General features: G+C 69.8%; 20 protein-coding genes. 1 reads left to right on the plus strand and 19 read right to left on the minus strand.

The annotated features are described in order from the left end of the window. Window positions 1-264: 264 nt before the first annotated feature. Entirely contained in the window at window positions 265-1,434 is a 1,170-nt protein-coding gene (locus tag ABT367_RS11940) for a cytochrome P450 (RefSeq protein ID WP_352252157.1), read from the minus strand. Window positions 1,435-1,528: 94 nt separating this feature from the next. Between ABT367_RS11940 and ABT367_RS11945 the strand changes: the two genes are divergently transcribed. Further along, entirely contained in the window at window positions 1,529-2,134 is a 606-nt protein-coding gene (locus tag ABT367_RS11945) for a TetR/AcrR family transcriptional regulator (RefSeq protein ID WP_352252159.1), read from the plus strand. Between the two features lie 149 nt (window positions 2,135-2,283). Here the strand turns inward: ABT367_RS11945 and ABT367_RS11950 are convergent, their stop codons facing one another. The 18 genes from ABT367_RS11950 to ABT367_RS12035 all read right to left on the minus strand — a co-directional run bounded on the left by ABT367_RS11950 (window position 2,284) and on the right by ABT367_RS12035 (window position 19,738). After that, entirely contained in the window at window positions 2,284-3,324 is a 1,041-nt protein-coding gene (locus ABT367_RS11950; RefSeq protein ID WP_352252161.1) for a zinc-dependent alcohol dehydrogenase family protein, read from the minus strand. Between the two features lie 306 nt (window positions 3,325-3,630). Then, window positions 3,631-4,635: a type I glyceraldehyde-3-phosphate dehydrogenase gene (gap, locus tag ABT367_RS11955; RefSeq protein ID WP_352252163.1), complete on the minus strand. Its 1,005-nt coding sequence runs from the start codon at window positions 4,633-4,635 to the stop codon at window positions 3,631-3,633. A 45-nt stretch (window positions 4,636-4,680) separates the two neighbouring features. After that, window positions 4,681-5,589, minus strand: a complete 909-nt coding sequence (locus ABT367_RS11960; protein WP_352252165.1) for a universal stress protein — start codon at window positions 5,587-5,589, stop codon at window positions 4,681-4,683. 147 nt (window positions 5,590-5,736) lie between these two features. Then, entirely contained in the window at window positions 5,737-6,366 is a 630-nt protein-coding gene (locus tag ABT367_RS11965; protein WP_352252167.1) for a hypothetical protein, read from the minus strand. A gap of 254 nt (window positions 6,367-6,620) precedes the next feature. After that, a complete protein-coding gene (locus ABT367_RS11970) occupies window positions 6,621-7,490 on the minus strand; it encodes a universal stress protein (RefSeq protein ID WP_352252169.1) in 870 nt (289 codons plus the stop codon). Between the two features lie 197 nt (window positions 7,491-7,687). After that, on the minus strand, window positions 7,688-9,412 hold the full coding sequence (locus ABT367_RS11975; protein WP_352252171.1) for a sensor histidine kinase: 1,725 nt from the start codon (window positions 9,410-9,412) through the stop codon (window positions 7,688-7,690). Between the two features lie 102 nt (window positions 9,413-9,514). Continuing rightward, a complete protein-coding gene (locus tag ABT367_RS11980; RefSeq protein WP_352252173.1) occupies window positions 9,515-10,204 on the minus strand; it encodes a response regulator transcription factor in 690 nt (229 codons plus the stop codon). A gap of 145 nt (window positions 10,205-10,349) precedes the next feature. Further along, the gene (hypE, locus tag ABT367_RS11985; RefSeq protein ID WP_352252259.1) at window positions 10,350-11,384 is read right to left on the minus strand and encodes a hydrogenase expression/formation protein HypE; all 1,035 of its coding nucleotides are present in this window, start codon (window positions 11,382-11,384) and stop codon (window positions 10,350-10,352) included. Window positions 11,385-11,389: 5 nt separating this feature from the next. Further along, complete coding sequence (gene hypD / locus ABT367_RS11990; RefSeq protein WP_352252175.1) at window positions 11,390-12,526, minus strand: hydrogenase formation protein HypD; 1,137 nt, start codon at window positions 12,524-12,526, stop codon at window positions 11,390-11,392. Between the two features lie 10 nt (window positions 12,527-12,536). Then, entirely contained in the window at window positions 12,537-13,196 is a 660-nt protein-coding gene (locus ABT367_RS11995) for a CBS domain-containing protein (protein WP_352252177.1), read from the minus strand. Then, entirely contained in the window at window positions 13,189-14,559 is a 1,371-nt protein-coding gene (locus ABT367_RS12000; RefSeq protein WP_352252179.1) for a Ni/Fe hydrogenase subunit alpha, read from the minus strand. The genes ABT367_RS11995 and ABT367_RS12000 overlap by 8 nt, the downstream gene beginning before the upstream one ends. Further along, on the minus strand, window positions 14,556-15,335 hold the full coding sequence (locus tag ABT367_RS12005) for an oxidoreductase (RefSeq protein ID WP_352252181.1): 780 nt from the start codon (window positions 15,333-15,335) through the stop codon (window positions 14,556-14,558). The genes ABT367_RS12000 and ABT367_RS12005 overlap by 4 nt, the downstream gene beginning before the upstream one ends. Before the next feature lie 12 nt (window positions 15,336-15,347). Then, the gene (locus tag ABT367_RS12010; protein WP_352252260.1) at window positions 15,348-16,166 is read right to left on the minus strand and encodes an FAD/NAD(P)-binding protein; all 819 of its coding nucleotides are present in this window, start codon (window positions 16,164-16,166) and stop codon (window positions 15,348-15,350) included. 29 nt (window positions 16,167-16,195) lie between these two features. Next, on the minus strand, window positions 16,196-16,660 hold the full coding sequence (locus ABT367_RS12015; protein WP_352252183.1) for a cyclic nucleotide-binding domain-containing protein: 465 nt from the start codon (window positions 16,658-16,660) through the stop codon (window positions 16,196-16,198). Beyond that, window positions 16,657-17,817: a 4Fe-4S dicluster domain-containing protein gene (locus ABT367_RS12020; protein ID WP_352252185.1), complete on the minus strand. Its 1,161-nt coding sequence runs from the start codon at window positions 17,815-17,817 to the stop codon at window positions 16,657-16,659. The genes ABT367_RS12015 and ABT367_RS12020 overlap by 4 nt, the downstream gene beginning before the upstream one ends. A 91-nt stretch (window positions 17,818-17,908) precedes the next feature. Then, the gene (locus ABT367_RS12025; protein WP_352252187.1) at window positions 17,909-18,490 is read right to left on the minus strand and encodes an Rv1733c family protein; all 582 of its coding nucleotides are present in this window, start codon (window positions 18,488-18,490) and stop codon (window positions 17,909-17,911) included. Further along, entirely contained in the window at window positions 18,487-18,993 is a 507-nt protein-coding gene (locus ABT367_RS12030; protein WP_352252189.1) for a flavodoxin domain-containing protein, read from the minus strand. Before ABT367_RS12030 ends, ABT367_RS12025 begins: the two co-directional genes overlap by 4 nt. A gap of 10 nt (window positions 18,994-19,003) precedes the next feature. Beyond that, on the minus strand, window positions 19,004-19,738 hold the full coding sequence (locus tag ABT367_RS12035) for a CBS domain-containing protein (protein ID WP_352252191.1): 735 nt from the start codon (window positions 19,736-19,738) through the stop codon (window positions 19,004-19,006). Window positions 19,739-19,746: the final 8 nt, after the last annotated feature.

Consider the following 19,746-nt stretch of genomic DNA (forward strand, 5'->3'; position numbering starts at 1 on the left):
ATGCCGCCCAGGCTGAACGCCGCGTGGAAGCTGGGCATGATCGGGCGCCGCATGGCGGCCACGAGGTCGACGGCCGCGCTGTTGAAGGCGACGTTGATCCCGCTCAACCTCTGCTAACCGCATCATGGCCCGCGGCCGCACTGGAGCACCAAGCGGAGCGCACCGCGGACAAGACGTCGGCGGTGGGTGCTGACGCCTGCCTTGTCCATGGCAGGGCCTGCGATGCGGGGGTAGTAGCGGGCGAAGATGGGGCGGGTCATCGGGTCACCACCTCACGGGTAGTTCGGTCAGGCCGCCGGTGAGGACATCGGTCCGCAGGCGGAGTCCTTCGAGGGGGACGGCGAGTGCCATGGCGGGGAAACGGTCGGTGAGTTGAGCGAATGCGGTCTGCAGTTCCAGCCGTGCCAGGGGTGCGCCGATGCAGTAGCGGATCCCGTGGCCGAAGGTGAGGTGGCTCACGTTGCGGCGCTGGGGGTCGAAGCGCTCGGGATGGGGGAAGGCGACGGGGTCGTGGTTGGCGGCTGCGCTGTCCAGGAGGACCAGGTCGCCGGCCTCGATGGTGACGTCGTGCAGTACGAAGCGGGTGCGGGCGTAGCGGGGTATGCCGCCGGTGGCTTTGCCGGGCAGGCGCAGCATTTCCTCCACGGCGCCGGGCAACAGGTCCGGGTTCTTGTGCAGCCTTGCCCATCGGTCGGGTTCGGTGAGCAGGAGCAGGGCGCCCAGGCCGAGCTGGACCACGGTGGTCTCGTGGCCGGCGAAGAGCAGGGCCATGGCGAGCATGGCGGCTTCTTCGTCCCCGACGCCCTCGGTCCGGCAGAGCCGGCTGATGACGTCGTCGCCGGGTGCGCGTCGTTTGGCGGCCACCAACTCCAAGCCGTAGACGAAGAGTTCACCCAGTCCCTGCTCGCTGCGCTCCTGGTCGTGGATGTCGGCGGCGGCCTGGGTCCAGCTGCGGAACCGGTCGCGGTCCTCGTAGGGCACGCCGAGCAGTTCGCAGATGACGAGGATGGGGAGTGGCAGCGCGAGGGTCGTGTGCAGGTCGGAGGGCGGGCCCTGGCGGGCGAGGTCGTCCAGGAGCTGGGCCGTCAGGTTCTCGATGCGGGGGCGGAAGGCGCGCATGCGGGCGGGGGTGAAGTGTGGTTGCAGCAGGCTGCGCATGCGGCTGTGGTCGGCGCGCTCGGTGGCCAAGTTGCCCATGGGGCCGCCGAACAGGGCGGAGCGATTGGTGCGGGCCGCGAGGTCGGGGTTCGGGTGGGCGCGGCCGAGACGGTCGTCGCCCAGCAGGCTGCGTACATCGTCGTAGCCGGTGACGAGCCACGCTGGGTCACCGGTCGCAGTACGGACCCGGTGCACAGGCCCTTCGCGCTGCAAACGCTGCTGCAGCGGCGGCACTTGAAGGGGATGAGATTGCTCGAACGGCAGTTGCACGGGCATGACGCCTCCCGGATCCCGCATTGTTAACTCCAGCATAAACAACGCTACATGTATACTGAGAGATAAACAACGGTGGTCGGAGAGGGGAAGCCGAGTGGCGAGCAAGCGGGCAGCACAAGGGGCGGATCCCGAACCCGTCCGCAGGATGCGCCGGGCCGACCGACGCGAGCAGATCCTGGACGCGGCCACGGGGGCGTTCTCGGGCTCGGGCTTCGCAGGCACCGCACTGGACGATGTCGCCGAGGCAGCCGGCATCACCAAGGTGCTGCTGTACCGGCACTTCGAGTCGAAGGCCGACCTGTACCGGGCCATCCTGGACCGCGCGTGCACCCGCGTCGCCGAGCAGGTGGGCACCGACCACTTCGGCGAGGACGCCATCCCCGCCCTGGTGCGCGCGGCCTCCGCGGATCCGGACGGCTTCCGCCTGCTGTTCCGGCACGCCGCCCGTGAGCCGGAATTCCGTGATCTGGTCGACACGTTGACGACCGCGTCCAAGGAAGTCGCCCAGCGCAACCTCGCTCAGCAACTGCCTCCGGGACCATGGCTGGACTGGGCGGCCCATGTGATTCCCGCGGTCACCACCGAAGCTGTCATCGGCTGGCTGGACGCCGGACAGCCCGATCCGCAGCAGGCAGCCGAGCGCGTCACACGCGTGGTGCACGGCGTCATCGCAGCGGCCCGGCCCGACATCACAGGCTGACGGTCTGACCCTGCCCGAACACCCGCGCTGATCAGTGAAGTTCAGCGCGAGGGTGGCATGGCGCCCGAGGTCCGCCGTCGCCGGGCGGTCGCAGCGATCGTCGGCAGCAGGGCCAGGGAGTGAGCCTGGATTGTGCGGCAGGTTAGGAATCAGTCCGCTGAGAGTGCGACCTTGAGTGCTCCGGTCTCCGACGGCCGTTCGAAGACGTCGTACGCCTTCTGCATGTCCTGCAGTTCGAAGCGGTGCGTGGCAAAGCTGCTCACGTCGAGTTGGCCGGCTGCGAGCATGCGCAGCAGGGTCGGTGTGGAGTGGGTGTCGACCAGGCCCGTGGTGATGGTGATGTTCTTGATCCAGAGCTCTTCGAGGTGCAGCGTGGCGGGGCTGCCGTGGACGCCGACGTTGGCGACGCGGCCGCCGGGTCGGACTATGCGCGTGCACATTTCGAAGGTGGCGGGAATGCCGACCGCCTCGATCGCGACGTCCGCGCCGAGGCCGTCGGTGAGTTCGGTGATGCGGGCCGTGATGTCCTCGCCGGGGTCCAGTGCCAGGTGGGCGCCGTGCTGCAGGGCGGCTTCGCGGCGGGCCGGTGCCGGGTCGATGGCGATGATCCGGCTGGGACTGAAGAGGCGGGCGGTGAGGATCGCGGCGAGGCCGATGGGGCCTGCGCCGATGACTGCCACGACGTCACCTGGCGTGACACGGCTGTTGAGGATCCCGACCTCGTAGGAGGTGGGCAGGATGTCGGCGAGCATCAGTGCCTGCTCGTTGGTCACCTGGTCGGGCAGGAGGTGCGTGGAGGTGTCGGCGAACGGGACGCGGACGTATTCGGCCTGGACGCCGTCGATGCGGTGGCCGAGTATCCAGCCGCCGCCTCCCAGGCACTGGCCGTAGGCGGCCTCGCGGCAGAAGCGGCAGCGTCCGCAGGCCGTGATGCAGGAGATCAGGACGCGGTCGCCGGGGCGGACGGTGGTGACGGACGGGCCGGTTTCCTGGACCGTGCCGACGGCTTCGTGGCCGAGGATGCGGCCGGGTTCGACGGTGGGCACGTCGCCTTTGAGGATGTGGAGGTCGGTGCCGCAGATGGTGACGGCGTCGACGCGGATGACCGCGTCGCCGGGGTCCTGGATCTTGGGGTCGGGGACCTCGTCCCAGGAGCGTTTGCCGGGGCCGTGGTAGACGAGCGCCTTCATGAGGGCCTCACTTCAAGCAAGTCGCGGGAGATCGGTGCGGGCTGCCTGTGCGGCCGGCTCCCCGGGCGGCCGCACAGGCGGTGTACGAGGTGGGCGCAGCGGGAGTCGCGCCCGGCATCTCGTACGTTCCAAGGTCTTGCGCCTGGGGTAAGCCCGCGAGGGGCCGATAGGGCAGTGCTGAGGGCCGAGTGGCCCTGTCGGGCGGCGTGCCCGGACAAGGGGGCTGCGCTGCCGATGTGGAATGCGGGGCCTCTGGGCGTGTGGCGAGCTCGGCCCACGCAGAGACATGGGAGCGCCCATACACGGCTACATCTGGGCGGCGACGTACCCGGTCAGATCCAGGAGTCGGTTTGCGTAGCCCCATTCGTTGTCGTACCAGCCGAACACCTTGGCCAGGTTCCCGTGCGCCTGCGTGAGAGCTGGGTCGAAGACGCAGGAGGACGCGTCGCCGATGACGTCGCGGGAGACGATCGGTGCCTTGGCGATGCTCAGGATGCCGTCGAGACGGCCTCCGGCAGCCTCGTGGAATGCGGCGTTGATTTCCCGAGCGGTCACTTCCCTGTTGAGGACCACGGTCAGGTCGGTCAGGGACCCGTCCTCCACCGGCACCCTCACGGCCGATCCGTCGAGCACGCCGTCGAGTTCGGGCATGACAAGGCCGACGGCGCGTGCCGCGCCGGTGCTGGTCGGGATGATGCTGAGTGCTGCCGCGCGGGCCCGGCGCAGGTCCTTGTGCGGGCCGTCGAGCAGGGCCTGGTCGTTGGTGTAGCCGTGGATGGTGGTCATCAGACCGCGCTCGATGCCGAAGCGCTCGTGCAGCACCTTCACCATGGGCACCACGCAGTTGGTCGTGCAGGAAGCTGCCGAGATGACGTGGTGTCGACCGGCGTCGTACGTGTCCTCGTTGACGCCCATGACCACGGTCGCGTCCACACCCTTGCCGGGTGAGGAGAGCAGTACCTTGCGCGCTCCGGCCTTGATGTGCAGCGCGGCGGCGTCCCGGTCGCGGAAGCGGCCGGTGGACTCGATGACCAGGTCGACTTGGTGGCCCGCCCAGTCCAGCGCCGCCGGATCGCGCTCGCAGATCACAGCGATGCGGTGTCCGTCGACCGTGAGCGAGGAGTCGTCGTGCGTCACCTCGCGCCTGAGCCGGCCGTATGTCGAGTCGTACGCGAGGAGATGCGCAAGGGTCGCCGGCGGGACCATGTCGTTGACGGCCACGACCTGAGTTCCGAGGCCGCGTTCGAGGGCTGCGCGCAGATAGACGCGGCCGATCCGGCCGAAGCCGTTGATGCCTATGCGGAGTGACATGAGCAACTCGCCTTTCTGTGAAGGGATGTGCGTGTCTATGCGTGTCTATGCGTGGGCTATGACGGCGACGGGCGCGGTCGCGTGGTGCAGCACGGCATGGGTGACGGGGCCGATATGGGCGCCGAGCGGGTTGCGGCGGATGCGGCGGCCCACGACCACGAGGGATGCCTTTCGGGAGGCGTCGACGAGAGGGATGGCCGCCTGGCCGAATCGGGATTCCTCGACGACCTCGATGGTGGGGAACTTCTTGCGCCACGGCCTGAGGACATCCGCCATGGCGGCAGCGTGGTGGCGGGCGAGTTCGGCGTGGAACTCCAGGTCTGCGGTGAGGCCGTAGGCGTAGTAGGAGGGTGGGTTCCAGCCGTGCAGGACGCGCAGTGAGGTCTGTCGGCGCAGGGCCGCTTCGAAGGCGAACGCGATGACCGAATCGTCGGGGTGCTCCGTGTCCAGGCCGAGAACGACGGGCTTGAACGGGCCGGCGGCGGACGGAATGCCAACGGGGTCCATCTCGTGTTCATCGGTGGCCTGTTCGCCGGCGCGGACCAGGACCACGGGCAGCGTGGTGCGGGCCACGACGGCCGAGCCGACGGAGCCGACCAGGTAGCCGCCGATTCCGCTCAGGCCACGGGAACCCAGAACGAGGAGCTCGGTGTCCCGCTCCGGCAGCCCCAGCAGGATCTCGCTGGGACGGCCCGAGACCTGCTGTGTGGTCACCTCGATTCCGGGGTGGCGCAGACGCAGCCCTTCGGCTGCTTCGCGAGGGATGCGTTCGCTCCAGTGCTGCTGCGTCTCGCGGCCGAGCAGCGGGGCCTGCGCAATGGGAGCGGGCACCGGCTCCCAGACATGCACCACCTTCAAGGGCAGTTGACGGAGTGCGGCCTCTCGCGCGGCCCATTCGGCTGCGGCCTGGCTCTCGGGTGAGCCGTCGAGGCCCACGGTGATGGTGCGGTTCATGAACTCCACCTCCAAGATCGGGTGACCCGATTCCAGCTTCGATTTGACGGGGTGCGAGGCGCGGGGCCGATCGGTCCCGGCGCACGGGATTTCTGCGGACGGCATGGGGTGGCGGAGCCCTTCCGGGTCCCGCCACCCCTCCCGCGGTCAGCGCAGCCAGCCGTTTCGGCTGACGAACGGGAGCTTGGCCCAGGTCTTGCCGAGGCCCCAGGTGTGGCCGGCGGATGCGGCGGCCAGGGCGATCAGGACGACGGCGTAGATGACGTGGTACTCGACGAGCGGGTTGGTGGACATGCTCGGGGAGCCGTCGGACAGGTGCTTGGCGGGCGGCCATTCGGCGATCCACATCAGCGCCATCAGCACGGTCCCGGCGAGCGCGGCGAACCGCAGCGCCACCCCGGCGATCAGCGCGACGCCGATGCCGAGCAGACCGAGCATGAACAGCCAGTTCGCCCAGCCGGCGCCGGCCCAGTCGTGGAAGGTGGACTCCATCGGTCCGGCGGACACGCCGCTGAGGAAGCCCAGGGTGGGCGAGCCGCCGTCGATCCAGCCCTTGCCGGACGGAGTGGCGTAACCGAACCCGAAGGTCTTGTCGAGGAACGCCCACAGGAAGGTGAACCCGGTGATCAGGCGCAGGCTAGCGAAGGCGTAGGCCCGAGCGGTGTGCGTGTCGGTGTCGGCCGACACGGCGGACTCGGATGTGGTGGCGGTCCGGGTCCTGCGCAGCGAGGGCAGGTGGAAGCCCGGGCGACGGTGCGGGTGCTCGTGCACGGCCATGATGGTGATCCCTTCAGGGATGTTCCGGCGGTCTCTGACACCACTCACTCTGGTCGGCTTGCGGGAGCGGCGCCGGATGCCGATGGGGCACGCCCATGGGGCCGAACGGCCCAACTTCGAAGGAAAGTTGGGCCGAGGGCCCGTCGGGTGCCCTGGCGCTCCGGTCGGCGTCCGCCCGAGGAGCTCAACGACGAGATGCGTCGCCGAGGGTGGACGGTCACCACGACCGGACCGTCCACCCGCGGCGACGCCGTTCAGCTGTGCGGTACGACGGCGACCGGGCAGGCCGCGTGGTGCAGCACGGCATGGTTCACCGGGCCGAGCTGCATGCCCACGTGCCCCTTGCGGCGGCGGGCGCCGACCACGAGCAGGTCGGCACTCTTCGCGGCATCGAGGAGTGCGGTGCGCGGCCGACCCTCGACGACCTCGCGGTGCACGGTGAGGTCACTGTGCACCCGTAGCTGCCCCCGCAGTGCTTGGGCCAACTCGGCCTCGGCCAGGTCGCGATGCATGTCTGTGGCGTCTTCTGCGCGCGGGTAGTCGGGGAGGTCGTGCGCCGGGCAGCGCCAGGCGTGCACGGCATGGACCGCGGCGTCACGGCGCTGGGCGGCGCGGAAGGCGAACTCCAGGGCGGGCGCGGCATCTTTGGCGGTGTCGACTGCGACTGCTACGCGCCTGAAGCCGTCGGTCAGGTTCCGCTCTTCTCCCCGTACTACGATCACGGGGCACTCTGCCTGTGCGGCTACCACCAGGCTCACCGAGCCGAGGAGGAGTCCGGTCAGTTCGCTTCGTCCTCGATTGCCGACGATCACCGCACTGGCCTCGCGGCTCTCGTGGATCAGCGCGGCTGCCGGATCGGCCGGCAGGACCTGACCCACTACCTTCACTGCGGACGTGCGGTTCTGGGCCCGCTCCACCGCCTGGGCCGCGATGTGGTCCGCGTACGTCCGAACCGACGTGCGGTTGATCGCGAAGGACGGCTCGTGCCCCTCGTACCACTCCCAGCTCGACCCATGCACGATGCGCAGCTCGCAGCCGCGCCGCAGCGCCTCGTCCACGGCCCAGTCCAACGCACGGAGACTGGAGTCCGACCCGTCCACTCCCACTACCAGTGCGCGCTCCATTGTCTTCAGCTCCCTTCGGGCACTGCCGGAAGTGGCTGTGCTCCGCTACGCACGCTGGCACCGCAGGTGAGCGACCGGCAGGGGCGGAGCGGGTCCGGGCCGAGGGCCGAACGGCCCTATTCGCAGAGGGAAGCCGGACCCGGGGCGAGCGTCACCGTGCAGAGTCCCGAGGGCGGCGGGTGAACGGGGGAGCGGGCCTATGGCGAGTCCGTTCCCGACAGTGGCACCCGCCACTCCAACCGGGTGCCACCCTCCGCCCCGCTGCCGACGATGAGTTCGCCCGAGAGCTTCTCCGCTCGCTCGGCGAGGTTGCGGAGCCCGCTGCGCCGGTCTGTGCCGGGCTGAGTGCCCACCCCGTCGTCCTCGACCGTCAGTACGAGCTGCCCCTTGCGTACGGCGACAGAGACCTCGGTCCGTGAGGCGCGGGCGTGCCGGGTGATGTTGGACAGGGCCTCCACCACCACGGCCACCACATCGTCGGCCACCGTACGCGGCACGTCCGTCTCGAGCAGCCCTTCCATCCGCAGCGCCGGTGTGAATCCGAGGACAGGTACGGCCTCCTCGACGGCGCGCACCACGCGAACCCTCAGGCCGGGGGCAGTGCCCGGAGCTTCGTGTTCGCGCAGGCCGAAGATGGTCGAACGGATGATCTTGATGGTGGTGTCCAGGTCGTCGACGGCACGCTGCACACGTTCGACCGCTTCGGGATGCTCCACGAACCGTTGTGCGCTCTGCAGCGTCATCCCCGTGGCGAACAGTCGCTGGATCGCCAGATCGTGCAGGTCGCGGGCGATGCGGTCGCGGTCGGCAAGGAGGCTGACCTGTTCGGCGTCGCGCCGCCGGTCGGCAAGCTCCAGCGCCAGCGCTGCCTGGCCGGCGAAACCGGTCAGCGGTGCTGTTTCGACCGGGCCGAACGGCGGGCGCCCGACCGTGCGGCCCAGCAGCAGAACACCTCGTACGGCATCCCCTGTACTCATCGGCACCGCCACGACCGGGCCTATCCCGGCCCAGCGCTCGGGCCGGAAGGTCACCCGGGGGTCCTTGTCCACTTCTGCGGTTGTCACGAGCGCTCCTGTATCCAGCGCCGCACCCGCGATCGTTCCCTGTCTCGGCACCACGCCCCCATGGACCTTGGCGTCTTGGCCCAGGGCCAGCACGGGTTTCAAGTCACCGGTCGGCTGGACGAGTTGAACGATGCCCAGTTCGGCCGAGGTCAACTGACGGGCTCGTTCCACCATCAGCTCCAGCACGCGGGACTCGGGTGCCCCGGACAGCAGCTCACTGGTGACTTCGGCGCTGGCCTCCAGCCATCGCTGCCGCAGCCGCGCCTCTGCATAGAGCCGCGCGTTCTCGATGGCGACCCCCGCTGCGACCGCGAGAGTCGAGAGGACTGCCTGGTCCTCGGCATCGAACTGGCCCCCGCCGCGCTTCTCCGTCAGGTACAGGTTGCCGAACACTCTGTCCCGGACCCGAATCGGCACCCCCAGAAAGGAGTTCATCGGCGGATGGTGCGGTGGAAACCCGGACGATGCGGGGTGTTCGGAGAGTTGGGCCAGGCGCAGTGGTTCCGGGTTGCGGATCAGTTCGCCGAGCAGGCCGTGGCCCGTCGGCAAGTTGCCGATCTCTGCACGGAGTTCATCGCTGATCCCCACCGGTAGGAACTCGTCGAGCAGCTGGCCCCGCCCGATCACTCCGAGCGCCCCGTACTCGGCATCGACCAGCGCCACCGCGGTCTCGACGACCCGGCGCAGCACCTGTGCCAGTTCCAGCTCACGGCCCACCGAGAGCACTGCCTCCAACAGGCTGTGCAGTCGGTCGCGGGTGCCGCGCACCGCGCCGATGCGGACCTGCAGCTCTTCGAGCAGATCGTCGAGTCGTAAGCGTGTCAGCTGTTGTGGTTCCTGTGCGCGGTCCTCACCCATCAGCGCCTCCCCAGAGCGAATATGGCCCAGGCATGCGAGCCCAACGTAGTCGGGGTGGGTCGCCGAGGGGAGTGCCGTCGAGGAGGGGGCAAGCCGGGTGGCTCAAGACTTGGCCGGTAAATGCTCTTCTGGTGACTTTTGTGCGGCGATAACCGCTGCCTGGATGCGGCGTTCCACGCCCAGTTTGGCAAGCAGCCGGGATATCTGATTCTTGACCGTCTTCTCGGAGAGATAGAGCTCCTTGCCGATCTGCCGATTGGTCATGCCTTGCCCGATCAGCGCCAGGATGGCGCGTTCACGCTCGGTGAGACCGGCCAGCCGGGCGTCCTCGGCCGGCTCGGGGGTGTCGGGGCCGCGCAGGCTGCGCATCAGCCGCGCCGTGGTCGCCGGGTCGAGGAGTGACTGTCCGGAGGCGACCGTACGTACGGCGCTGATGAGGTCGGAGCCCTTGATCTGCTTGAGCACGTAGCCGGCCGCGCCCGCCATGATGGCGTCGAGCAGGGCGTCCTCGTCGTCGAACGACGTGAGCATCAGGCACGCCAAGTCCGGCATGTGGGAGCGCAGTTCGCGGCAGACCGTGATGCCGTCACCGTCGGGCAGCCGGACATCGAGGACTGCCACATCGGGGCGCAGCGCGGGACCGCGGACCAGGGCCTGTTCCGCGGTGGCGGCCTCGCCGACGACTTCGATGTCCTCCTCGCCGCCGAGCAAGTCGCTCAGGCCGCGGCGGACGACCTCGTGGTCGTCGAGGAGGAGAACCCTGATGGGCGTCCGTGCTGTAGGTGTGGTCATGGTGACTCCTGGCAGGGTCTGGAGGCAGGGTCTAGAGCGGCAGCCCGTCGGTGTTGCTCTGTGGCCTCTCGATCGTCGGTGCTTGTGACGCCTGTTGGTAAGGGGCCGAACGGCCCATATGGCTTGGCGAGCCGCTCAGTTGGTGTCAGCAGATGCGCGGGAGCTGTTCCCCCAGGGGCATGTCGACGATGCGCTTCGCGCCCACGAGGGTGCGCAGCGATACCCGTGCGGCGGGGCCCTCGCGGACGGTTCCGATGCGCAGCGCCGCAGCTCCCTCCGGCAGGCTCCGCAGGGCGGACAGTGCCTCATCCGTCCGGTCGGCGGGGACGAAGGCCACCAGGCAACCCTCGTTGGCGACGGTGAGGGGGTCGAGGCCGAGCAGGTCGCAGGCCGCGGCGACCGGTTCGGGTACGGGCAGGGTTCGCTCCTCGATCTCGATCGCCACGCGGGCGTCGCGAGCGATCTCGTTGAGGGCGGCCGCGAGCCCGCCCCGAGTGGGGTCGCGCAGCGTGTGCAGGGCCGGCCCGAGGGGTGACAGAGCCGCGACGAGGCGGTGCAGGCACCGGCTGTCCGACACGATCTCCGACGCGAAGCCCAGGTTCTCGCGCGTGGAAAGGACCGCCATTCCGTGCAGACCGATGGGGCCCGAGAGCAGGACGGCATCACCGGGAAGGGCGCGGGCGGCGGAAGGGGTGAGGCCTGTCATGCGGCGTCCGATGCCCGTGGTCGTCAGGAAGAGTCCGTCCGCGGCACCCCGGTCGACGACCTTTGTGTCCCCGGTGACCACCGGTACGGGAACATCGAGTGCGGCCTTGCCTGCTGAGGACAGCAAGGTACGCAACTCCTCCAAGGGCAGCCCCTCTTCCGCGATCACCGCGAGCGACAGGGCCAGCGGCATGGCGCCCCGCATGGCCAGATCGTTGACCGTCCCGTGGACGGCGAGAGAGCCGATGTCCCCACCGGGGAAGAAGCGAGGGCTGACCACGAACGAGTCGGTGGAGACGACGAGTTCGGGCAGCGAGGGGACTAGTGCCGCGTCCTCGAGCGGGCCGTCAGGGGCGCCGCCGAGTGCGGGCAGCACGAGCTGGTCGAGCAGTTCGCCCGTGAGCCGCCCGCCTGCTCCGTGTCCGAGCAGCAGGCGCTCTCCCTCGTCGTGGGGGAGCGGGCATCGCGGTGTCATGTCGGTCACGTCGGCCTCCTCGTGGGTGGGGTGGAGGTCGCGCCGCTGCCTGTCGCCGCGCTTCTGCCGGCCGAGTAGTACGCCGCGCACGTGCCCTCCGTCGACACCATGGGTGCCCCCAGAGGTGTACGTGGCGTACAGCGGACCCCGTACGCGGAGCATTCGGTAGGCAGCCTGGCGCCGGTGAGGATCGAGCCCGCGATGCAGTCGGGGTCCTCCACCGCATGCACGTCGGTGACTCCGAAGCGACGCGAGGCATCGAACGCGCCGAACTCCTCGGCGAGTTCGAGGCCGCTCGACGGCAGCGTTCCGATCCCTCGCCACGCCCGGTCGGTCACCCGGAACACACGGCGCAGGACCGCCTGTGCCTCGGTGTTGCCCGTATGGCGTACGGCGCGCACGTACTGGTTCTCGACGTCGGCCCGGTCCGCTTCCAGTTGGCGAACCGCCATGAGGATGCCTTCGAGGAGATCGAGCGGCTCGAAGCCGGTGACCACGACCGGCACGTGGTAGCGGGCGGCGATCGGCTCGTACTCCTGCCAGCCCATCACCGCACACACGTGGCCCGCAGCGAGGAACGCCTCGACCTCGCAGTCGGGCGACTCGAGCAGGGTGACCATTGCGGGCGGTACGAGGACGTGGCTGACCAGCATCGAGAAATTGGCGAGTCCGAGGCGTGCTGCGTGCAGTACGGCCATCGCGTTGGCGGGTGCGGTGGTCTCGAATCCGACGGCGAGGAACACCACTTGCCGGTCGGGGTGATCGACTGCCAGGCGCACGGCATCGGTGGGCGCATACACCACCCGTACATCCGCCCCGCGGGCCCGCAGTGACAGGAGATCCCCGGAACTGCCCGGCACGCGCAGCATGTCGCCGAAGCTGGCGAACAGCACACCCGGCTGGGCGGCGATGGACAGTGCACGGTCGAGGGTCTCCAGCGGAGTGACGCAGACCGGGCAGCCGGGGCCGTGGATCATGCGGATGCCGGCGGGCAGCAGCTCGTCGATGCCCTGGCGGACCAGGGTGTGCGTCTGGCCGCCGCACACCTCCATGATCCGCCAGGGCCGGGTCGCGGTCCGCTCGAGCTCGTCGAGGAGCCGGCGGGCGAGGGCGGGGTCGCGGTATTCGTCCAGGTACTTCATGACGGCGCCTTCATGCTGATGTACCGGACTCCTGCGCGGAGTTGATGTCGATCCGGATGTCGATGACGCCCTCGACCGCCCGGACGGCCCGTGCGAGGACAGGGACCAGAGCTGTGTCGCGCAGCGGCCCGCGCAAGGTCACGACACCGCCGGTCACGTCCGAGGACAGCGCGGCGGCAACGGAGAGCGGGGCCAGGACCGTACGCCGGATCTCGTCGGCGATCTCCTCGTCCGCCCGCAGGAACACCTTCAGCAGATCGCTACGGCTGACGATCCCCTGCAGCAGGTCGGAGCGGTCCACGACCGGCAGGTGCTTGATGCGCCGCTGCGCCATGATCCGGGCGGCTTCCGCGACGGTTGCGTCAGGGTGCACCGTGACGGCGGGGGTGCTCATCATCTCGCCGGCGCTGACAGCACCGGCCTTGGCGAGGTCGGACAGGCGGCGCAGCACGTCGTACCTGGTGGGGTCGTCGTCGCGGAACTCCTCCTTCGGCAGCAGATCCGCCTCGGAGACCACCCCGACAACCCGGCCCTCGCCTTCGAGTACGGGCAGGGAGCTGACCTTCCACTGCTGCATCAGTTCGACGACCTCTTTGAAGGGGGCGTCGCGGCCGATGGCGACGACGGTGTGCGTCATCACGTCGCTGACCTTGTACGGGGAATCAGGCATCGTGGCCTCCGGAGGTGCGGTCGGCGTGTGCGCCGGTACGGACGACGGTGAGGTCGAGGAAGTGGGCCGAGCAGGAGATACAGGGGTCGTGGTTGCGGATCACGCGCTCGCACAGATCCGTCAGCTCGGCGTCACCGATGTCCCGCCGCCGCAAGGCGGCCTGGGCGGTGCGGCGCAGGTCGTCCTCGATGGCACCCTGGTTCTGCGCGGTGGGCGGCACCAGGAGGGCATCGGTGACCGTGCCCTCGGCGTCCAGGCTGTAGCGGTGGTAGAGCAGGCCGCGGGGTGCCTCGGTCGCGCCGTGTCCGGTACCCGCGGCGGGCGGCACCTCCGTGTACGGGCGTGACGGCGGCTCGTAGGTGTCGATGATGCGCAGCGCCTCCTCGATCGCGTACAGCATCTCGACGGCCCGTACCAGGACGGAGCGGAACGGATTGCGGCACACCGCGCCTTCGTAAGGGTTCCCGAGTCCGGCCTCGCGGGCCGCCTGTGCGGCCGTGCGCGAAAGCCACCGGCCGCTGATCGCGAACCGGGCGAGGGGGCCGGTGAGATGACGACGGCCGTCGAGCCGAGAGTGCAGCGCCGTCGAGTGCGGGACCTGCTCCTCGCGGACGCGCTGCGTGAAGTCGTCCACCGGAAAGCCGGTGAGCGAGCCGGCCGAGGTGAGCACCGCCGGGGCGCCGCTCTCGATGGCGTACGTGCCCGGGGCGGCCAGCGCGAGAAAGTCGGCGTCTGTGTGCGCTTCGGGGAAGTCGAAGCCCGCCGCCCAGAGCACAGTGGCCCAGGCGTCGTCCTGTGCGCGGCGCAACTGCTCGGCCAGCGGGCGCAGTTCGGCGCGGGTGGGGGCGCGATGGAAGCCGCCGAGACGTACGTTCACGGGGTGGATGGCCCGGCCGCCGAGGAGTTCGAGCAGGGCGTTCCCGGCCTGCTTCAGACGCAGCCCGCGTTCCACTTCGGCGCGGTGGGTGCGGGCCAGGTCGATGGCGCCGGAGCACCCGAGGAAATCGGGGGCGTGCAGCAGGTGGATGTGCAGCGCATGGCTCTCGATCCACTCTCCGCAGTACAGGAGCCTGCGCAACTCACGTATGGAGCGGTCGACATGGGCTCCGCAGGCGTCCTCGATCGCGGCGCAGGCGCTCAGCTGATAGGCGACGGGGCAGATGCCGCAGACCCGCGCTGTGATGTCGGGCGGCTCGGTGTGGGCGCGTCCCCGCAGGAACGCCTCGAAGAAGCGCGGGGGTTCGTAGATGTCGAGGGTTGCTTCGGTGACGGTGCCGTCGTGGACGCGCAGGTGCAGGGCGCCTTCGCCTTCGACCCTGGAGAGCGCGCCGACGTACAGCACGCGGGAACCCTGATGGGTCATGGCGCGCCCTCCTGGTCGGAGCCGGCGGGGTAGGCCTTGTCGAAGGCGGCGGCGTTGAAGGTGCGCAGCAAGCGGGTGGTCGCCCGCTCGTCGAGACCGTCACGCCGCAGCAGCGGCACGAGTACCGGCAGGGCCGCGTCCTGTTTGGGTCCGAAGCAGCCGTAGCAGCCCCGTCCGAAAGCGGGGCAGAGCGCCCCGCAGCCCGCATGGGTGACCGGACCGAGGCAGGGCGTGCCACGGGCCACGGTCACGCAGACCAGGCCGCGCCGCTTGCAGGCGAAGCACACGCTCTGGTCGGGAATGTCGGGCTTGCGGCCGCTCAGGAACGCGGTGAGGACTTCGAGGAGCTGGCCCTTGTCGATGGGGCACCCGCGCAGCTCGAAGTCGACGCTCACATGCGCCGATACGGGGGTGGAGCTCGCGAGCGTCTCGATGTAGTCGGGCCGGGCGTAGACCGTGCGCCGGTATTCCGCGACGTCGGCGAAGTTGCGCAGGGCCTGGATGCCGCCCGCGGTCGCGCAGGCTCCGATGGTCACCAGGTGCTTGGACGCGGACCGGATCTCCCGCACGCGCTCGGCGTCCCGTGTCGTCGTCACCGAGCCTTCGACGAGCGCCAGGTCATACGGTCCGGGGCGCACCGCACTGGACGCCTCCAGGAAGTGCGCGATCTCCACCTGCCCGGCGAGACCCAGGAGCTCGTCCTCACAGTCCAGGAGCGTCAGCTGACAGCCGTCGCAGGACGCCAACTTGAACACGGCGAGCGTCGGAGCGGTCATGGTCCTTCCTCCTCACAACTCGCGGATGGACAAGAGGGGTTCCGCCTGGTCCCAGCGGACGACCGGGCCGTCCCGGCACAGCAGCAGCCCACCCAGCTGGCAGTGTCCGCAATGGCCCGTGGCGCAGCGCATGTTCCGCTCCAAGGAGACCCGCACACGCCCGGCGGGTACACCGCGTTCGACGAGGTCACGGGCGGTGGCGCGGATCATCGGCTCGGGGCCGCACACGAATGCCGTCGTACGGTCCGGCTCGAAGGACGCCCGGTCGAGGAGATGGGTCACCAGGCCCATCTCGCCGTGCCAGTCGTCGTCGCCGCGGTCGACGGTGACCCCGGTGTACGCGGTGGGCCATCGCGGAATCTCCTGCTTGGCGATCAAGTCGGCGGGAGTCCGGGTGCCGATCAGTACGCTGACGTGTCCGTACGTCTCCGGTTCGGCGACCGCGGCGCGGATCAGCGGGCTGAGCGGGGCGAGCCCGATACCGCCGGCGACGATCACCAGGTCGTGACCTCGCGCCTTCGGCAGTTGCCAGCCGGTCCCGAACGGGCCTCGCAGGCCCAGGACTTGACCTGATTCGGCCTCGCAGAGACCGTCCGAGACCGCTCCCACGCTACGGATGGTGTGGGAGAGGCGCCCGGACGTGCCGATGTCGCTCACCGACACGGGGATCTCACCTCGGCCGAATGAGTGCACCATGGCGAACTGGCCCGGCTCGAAGAGGGGCAGTGCCTTGCGTACGGGTTCAAGGTCGAGAGTGACTGTGCCGGGGGCTTCGAGCCGACGGTCGACCACGCGGTAGGGCACGGGTAGCAGGTGGCCGTTCGGCGACATCCGGACGTCCGGCGCCTCGGCGGGGGCATTCACAGAGTGCTCCCGCTTCCGTGCGGGGCGTACAGGTCGAGCAGCCGGATCCGGGCGGACTGCAACCGATGCGCCAGTACGCGGCTGACCCAGAGCGCCACCATCCGGCCGAGCTCGGGGTCGTCCTCGCACATCAGCCGTACCGTGAGGGCGTCGAACTCATAGGCGCGCACCGGAGACGCCGCCTCGGCACCCAGCTGCCACACATACGGCGGGAACAGCCAGGACCAGCCGACCAGCTCGCCAAAGCCGAGCCGCTCGATCACCGGGGCCTTGCGGCCCGGGACGTAGATATCCAAGGCGACGGTGCCGGACCGGACGATCCAGAAGCGGTCGGCGTGCCCGCCCTCCTTGAACAGACGCGTTCCCGCCGGGATGTTGACCTCGCGCCCGATATGCATCAGCCGGTCGCGGTGCTCGGCGGACAACGCCTGTGCCAGAGTCGGGGTACGGGTGATGTTCATCGCGCTGCCTCCTGATCGGTATGTGCGGTGGTTGCCGTCTGCTGCGTGGCGAACGCGGCGACTTCCTCGGTGATGTCGATGCCGGCCGGGCACCAGGCGACGCACCGTCCGCAGCCGACGCAGCCACCGCTGTCGAACTGTTCGTGCCAGGTGGAGAGTTTGTGGGTGAGCCACTGCCGGTAACGGCTCTTGGTGGAGGAGCGCACCGGGCCGCCGTGCACGTAGGAGAAGTCCAGGTCGAAGCAGGAGTCCCAGCGTTGCCACCGCTCGGTGTGGTCCCCCGTGAGGTCGGTGACCTCCTCGGTGGTCGTGCAGAAGCACGTGGGGCACACCAAGGTGCAGTTGGCGCAGCCCAGGCAGCGGGATGCGATGTCGTCCCAGTGCGTGGAGTCGACGCTTGCGCCCATCAGTGCCCGCAAGTCGACCGGTGGAATGGCCCGGCCCATCCGGTCGCGTGCCGCCTCTACGGCGCCGTGGGCCGTCTTCTCCGTGGCGGCATCGGCCGGACCGTGCGGGATGGAGGCGAGCAACCTTGCGCCCTCCTCGGTGCCGACGCGCACGAAGAAGCGGTGTCCCTCATCCGAGACGACCTCGGTCAGCGCGAGATCGAATCCGGCGTCGGCGGCGGGCCCGCCGCCCGTGGAGACACAGAAGCAGGTGGCGCCGGGCTCGGTGCACTCAGCGGCTATCAGGAGCGCACCCCTCCGGCGCTCCTGATAGCCGGCGTCCTGGAACCGGCCGCCGGTCAGCACACGGCCCTGGAGGGCGATGGCCCGCAGATCGCAGGGGCGCACACCCAAGAAGGCGTACGACGGCTGCTCGGTGCGGGACGTCTCGTAGCGAATCTCGCCATCCGAGGTCCGGTCCGCCTGCCACACCTTCTCGCGCTCCGGGTGGAGGTACGCCTTCCAGGAGTGCGGTCCCGCCGTGTGCGCGAACGCCGCGCCGTCGGCGCGGGGCACCAGTCGATAGCGCCCGGCTTCGAGTTCGGCGCCCCAGCCGTACGGGAGTTCATCTCCGCCGGACAGTTCGGCGAGGACGACCGCGCCGTCGCGGACCGTGGGGCCGATGACGGTGCGGCCTTGCTCCGTCAGCGTCCGGATCAAGGCGTCCAGTCCGGCGCGGTCGATGATCGCGGCGGCGGGGGTACCGGTCATGTCGGGATCCTCCTGACTGTCCGTGTCGCGCTCAGCGTCCCGCGCCAACGGGCTGAGTTGCAGGGGCCGTTCGGTCCGTCATCCGGCCCGGTCAGCTCTTCTGGCTGCCCCACTCGGGGCCGACCTGCTCCCAGGCGCGCTCCCATTCGGCCAGCCGGCGGCGTAGGGAGACCCGACGGTGTGCCCACCACAGGGCGAGGGCGGATACAGCGGCTCCGAGCGCGGCTCCTGTGCCTGTGGAGACGGCGTCGAGCGTGACCGCATCGGTGGTCGGCGGTGCTTTGGCGACCTCGCCGTTGTGATCGAGCCAGACGGACACCGAGGTGCCCTGCTCTGTGCCGGCCGGCACCTTGGCCCGGTCCGTGTGCCGTGTGCCGTCGGGATCCGTCCAGCGCACCGGGATCCTGTGGGTCGGTGTGCTCACGTCGCTGCCGCGCACGGCCGGTGGTGCGTCGCGCAGAGTTTCGGCGGGGACTTGGTGGAGGGTGCGTGCCCGGGCTTCGGCCCGGGCACGTCCATCCTCCCAAGAGGCCAGTCCGGCGGCGATGCCCACCGTCGGGACTCCGAGGAGCAGTACGGCCGCCAGGAGCAGAGCCGCCCATGCCTCGAGCCGGTCGGAGCCCCGGCAAAGCGGATTCTGCCGCCGGCGCCACCAGCCCAGTACACCTTTCACGGCCGGCTGCCCAGTACGGGATCGCGGGCGATCTTCTCGGCCCATGCGCTGATCACGCCGAAGTCGCGGAAGTCGCCCCCCTTGCCGGACTTGACGATCATGCGCGCCATGCGGCCGTCGGCGTTCTCGTCGAGACGGCCGCCGAAGGTGACGTGCTCACGGGCGTCGAGCTTGCGGGTGACCCGCTGGACTCCGGGGGCGACAGGTACCTCGCGCTCGGTGGCCGAGGTGTCGAGCGGACCGCTGCTGAACAGCCACAGGGGCCGCACGGCCAGCGCTTTGCGGTGGCGGCGTGCGAAGCGCCGCGCCCCGCGGTGCCAGCGGCCCGCGTACAGCGCACCACCGAGCACGACGGCGTCGAAACTGCTGACGTCCCTGACGTCACCTGCCGTCCGCACCTCCACCGAGTGGCCGTGCTTGCGCAGTACCTCGCCGATGGTCTCGGCGATCTCAGCGGTCGACCCGTACTTCGATCCGTACGCGACCAGAATGGATCCGGACATCACGGGCTCCTCACAGCTTGCGCAGCCAGTCGTCGGCGACGCCGTGCATCGCATGGTCGCCGCCGTGCTCCAGTCGGGAGTCGTCGAAGCGGAAGTCGAGCTTGTCGACGACCGCCACGACACCGTCGACCTGCTGGGCCATGTGCACGGCAACCGGCAGCTCACTACGGCGCTCCAACCGCCCGGCCAAGGTCACGACACCGTCGTGGACGGATACATCCACGGCGCGCGGGGACAGCCACAGGGCTCGGACCAAGACCTCCTCGACGACCTCCCGGTGAATCTCCCGATCGGAGCGCAGGAAGATCTGCAGCAGGTCGCGGCGGGTGACGATGCCGACGAGCCGGGCCTCGTCGTCCACGACCGGCAGCCGCTCGACGCCGTGCACGGCCATGGTGCGGGCGGCCTGGGCGATGGTGGCGTCGGCGTGCACAGTGATCGCCGGCCGCGACATCAACTGGCCCGCGGTACGGGCCTTGGCCTTGGCCTGACGCCTGCGCGCGGAGGCCTGCACACGCGGCAGATGGAAGCGGCGCGGCGGTGCGTAGGGGTCCTCGGCCTCGGCCTGGCGGGCCAGCAGGTCCGTCTCCGAGATGACGCCGACGACCTTCTCATCGGTGTCCACCACCGGCAGTCCGCTGATGCGGTGCTGGTGGAGCAGGCCGGCGACCTCCTTAAACGGCGTCCCGTACCCGACTCGTACGACTTCGGCGGTCATGACCGAACCGACTTTGCTGTGCTTCATGATCGTGC

It is taken from the genome of Streptomyces mesophilus (assembly GCF_040300965.1).
GTDB classification, from domain to species: domain Bacteria; phylum Actinomycetota; class Actinomycetes; order Streptomycetales; family Streptomycetaceae; genus Streptomyces; species Streptomyces mesophilus_A.

Excerpts from the sequence above, each read along its gene's own strand:
- ABT367_RS11960 (WP_352252165.1), bottom strand. The coding sequence starts at position 5,589 with ATGAACCGCACCATCACCGTGGGCCTCGACGGCTCACCCGAGAGCCAG.
- ABT367_RS11965 (WP_352252167.1), bottom strand. The coding sequence starts at position 6,366 with ATGGCCGTGCACGAGCACCCGCACCGTCGCCCGGGCTTCCACCTGCCC.
- ABT367_RS12015 (WP_352252183.1), bottom strand. The coding sequence starts at position 16,660 with ATGAACATCACCCGTACCCCGACTCTGGCACAGGCGTTGTCCGCCGAG.
- ABT367_RS11995 (WP_352252177.1), bottom strand. The coding sequence starts at position 13,196 with ATGCCTGATTCCCCGTACAAGGTCAGCGACGTGATGACGCACACCGTC.
- ABT367_RS11975 (WP_352252171.1), bottom strand. The coding sequence starts at position 9,412 with ATGGGTGAGGACCGCGCACAGGAACCACAACAGCTGACACGCTTACGA.
- ABT367_RS12030 (WP_352252189.1), bottom strand. The coding sequence starts at position 18,993 with ATGTCCGGATCCATTCTGGTCGCGTACGGATCGAAGTACGGGTCGACC.
- ABT367_RS11950 (WP_352252161.1), bottom strand. The coding sequence starts at position 3,324 with ATGAAGGCGCTCGTCTACCACGGCCCCGGCAAACGCTCCTGGGACGAG.
- hypE (WP_352252259.1), bottom strand. The coding sequence starts at position 11,384 with ATGACACCGCGATGCCCGCTCCCCCACGACGAGGGAGAGCGCCTGCTG.
- ABT367_RS11940 (WP_352252157.1), bottom strand. The coding sequence starts at position 1,434 with ATGCCCGTGCAACTGCCGTTCGAGCAATCTCATCCCCTTCAAGTGCCG.
- ABT367_RS12005 (WP_352252181.1), bottom strand. The coding sequence starts at position 15,335 with ATGACCGCTCCGACGCTCGCCGTGTTCAAGTTGGCGTCCTGCGACGGC.
- ABT367_RS12010 (WP_352252260.1), bottom strand. The coding sequence starts at position 16,166 with ATGTCGCCGAACGGCCACCTGCTACCCGTGCCCTACCGCGTGGTCGAC.
- ABT367_RS11980 (WP_352252173.1), bottom strand. The coding sequence starts at position 10,204 with ATGACCACACCTACAGCACGGACGCCCATCAGGGTTCTCCTCCTCGAC.
- ABT367_RS11970 (WP_352252169.1), bottom strand. The coding sequence starts at position 7,490 with ATGGAGCGCGCACTGGTAGTGGGAGTGGACGGGTCGGACTCCAGTCTC.
- hypD (WP_352252175.1), bottom strand. The coding sequence starts at position 12,526 with ATGAAGTACCTGGACGAATACCGCGACCCCGCCCTCGCCCGCCGGCTC.
- ABT367_RS12035 (WP_352252191.1), bottom strand. The coding sequence starts at position 19,738 with ATGAAGCACAGCAAAGTCGGTTCGGTCATGACCGCCGAAGTCGTACGA.
- ABT367_RS12020 (WP_352252185.1), bottom strand. The coding sequence starts at position 17,817 with ATGACCGGTACCCCCGCCGCCGCGATCATCGACCGCGCCGGACTGGAC.
- gap (WP_352252163.1), bottom strand. The coding sequence starts at position 4,635 with ATGTCACTCCGCATAGGCATCAACGGCTTCGGCCGGATCGGCCGCGTC.
- ABT367_RS12000 (WP_352252179.1), bottom strand. The coding sequence starts at position 14,559 with ATGACCCATCAGGGTTCCCGCGTGCTGTACGTCGGCGCGCTCTCCAGG.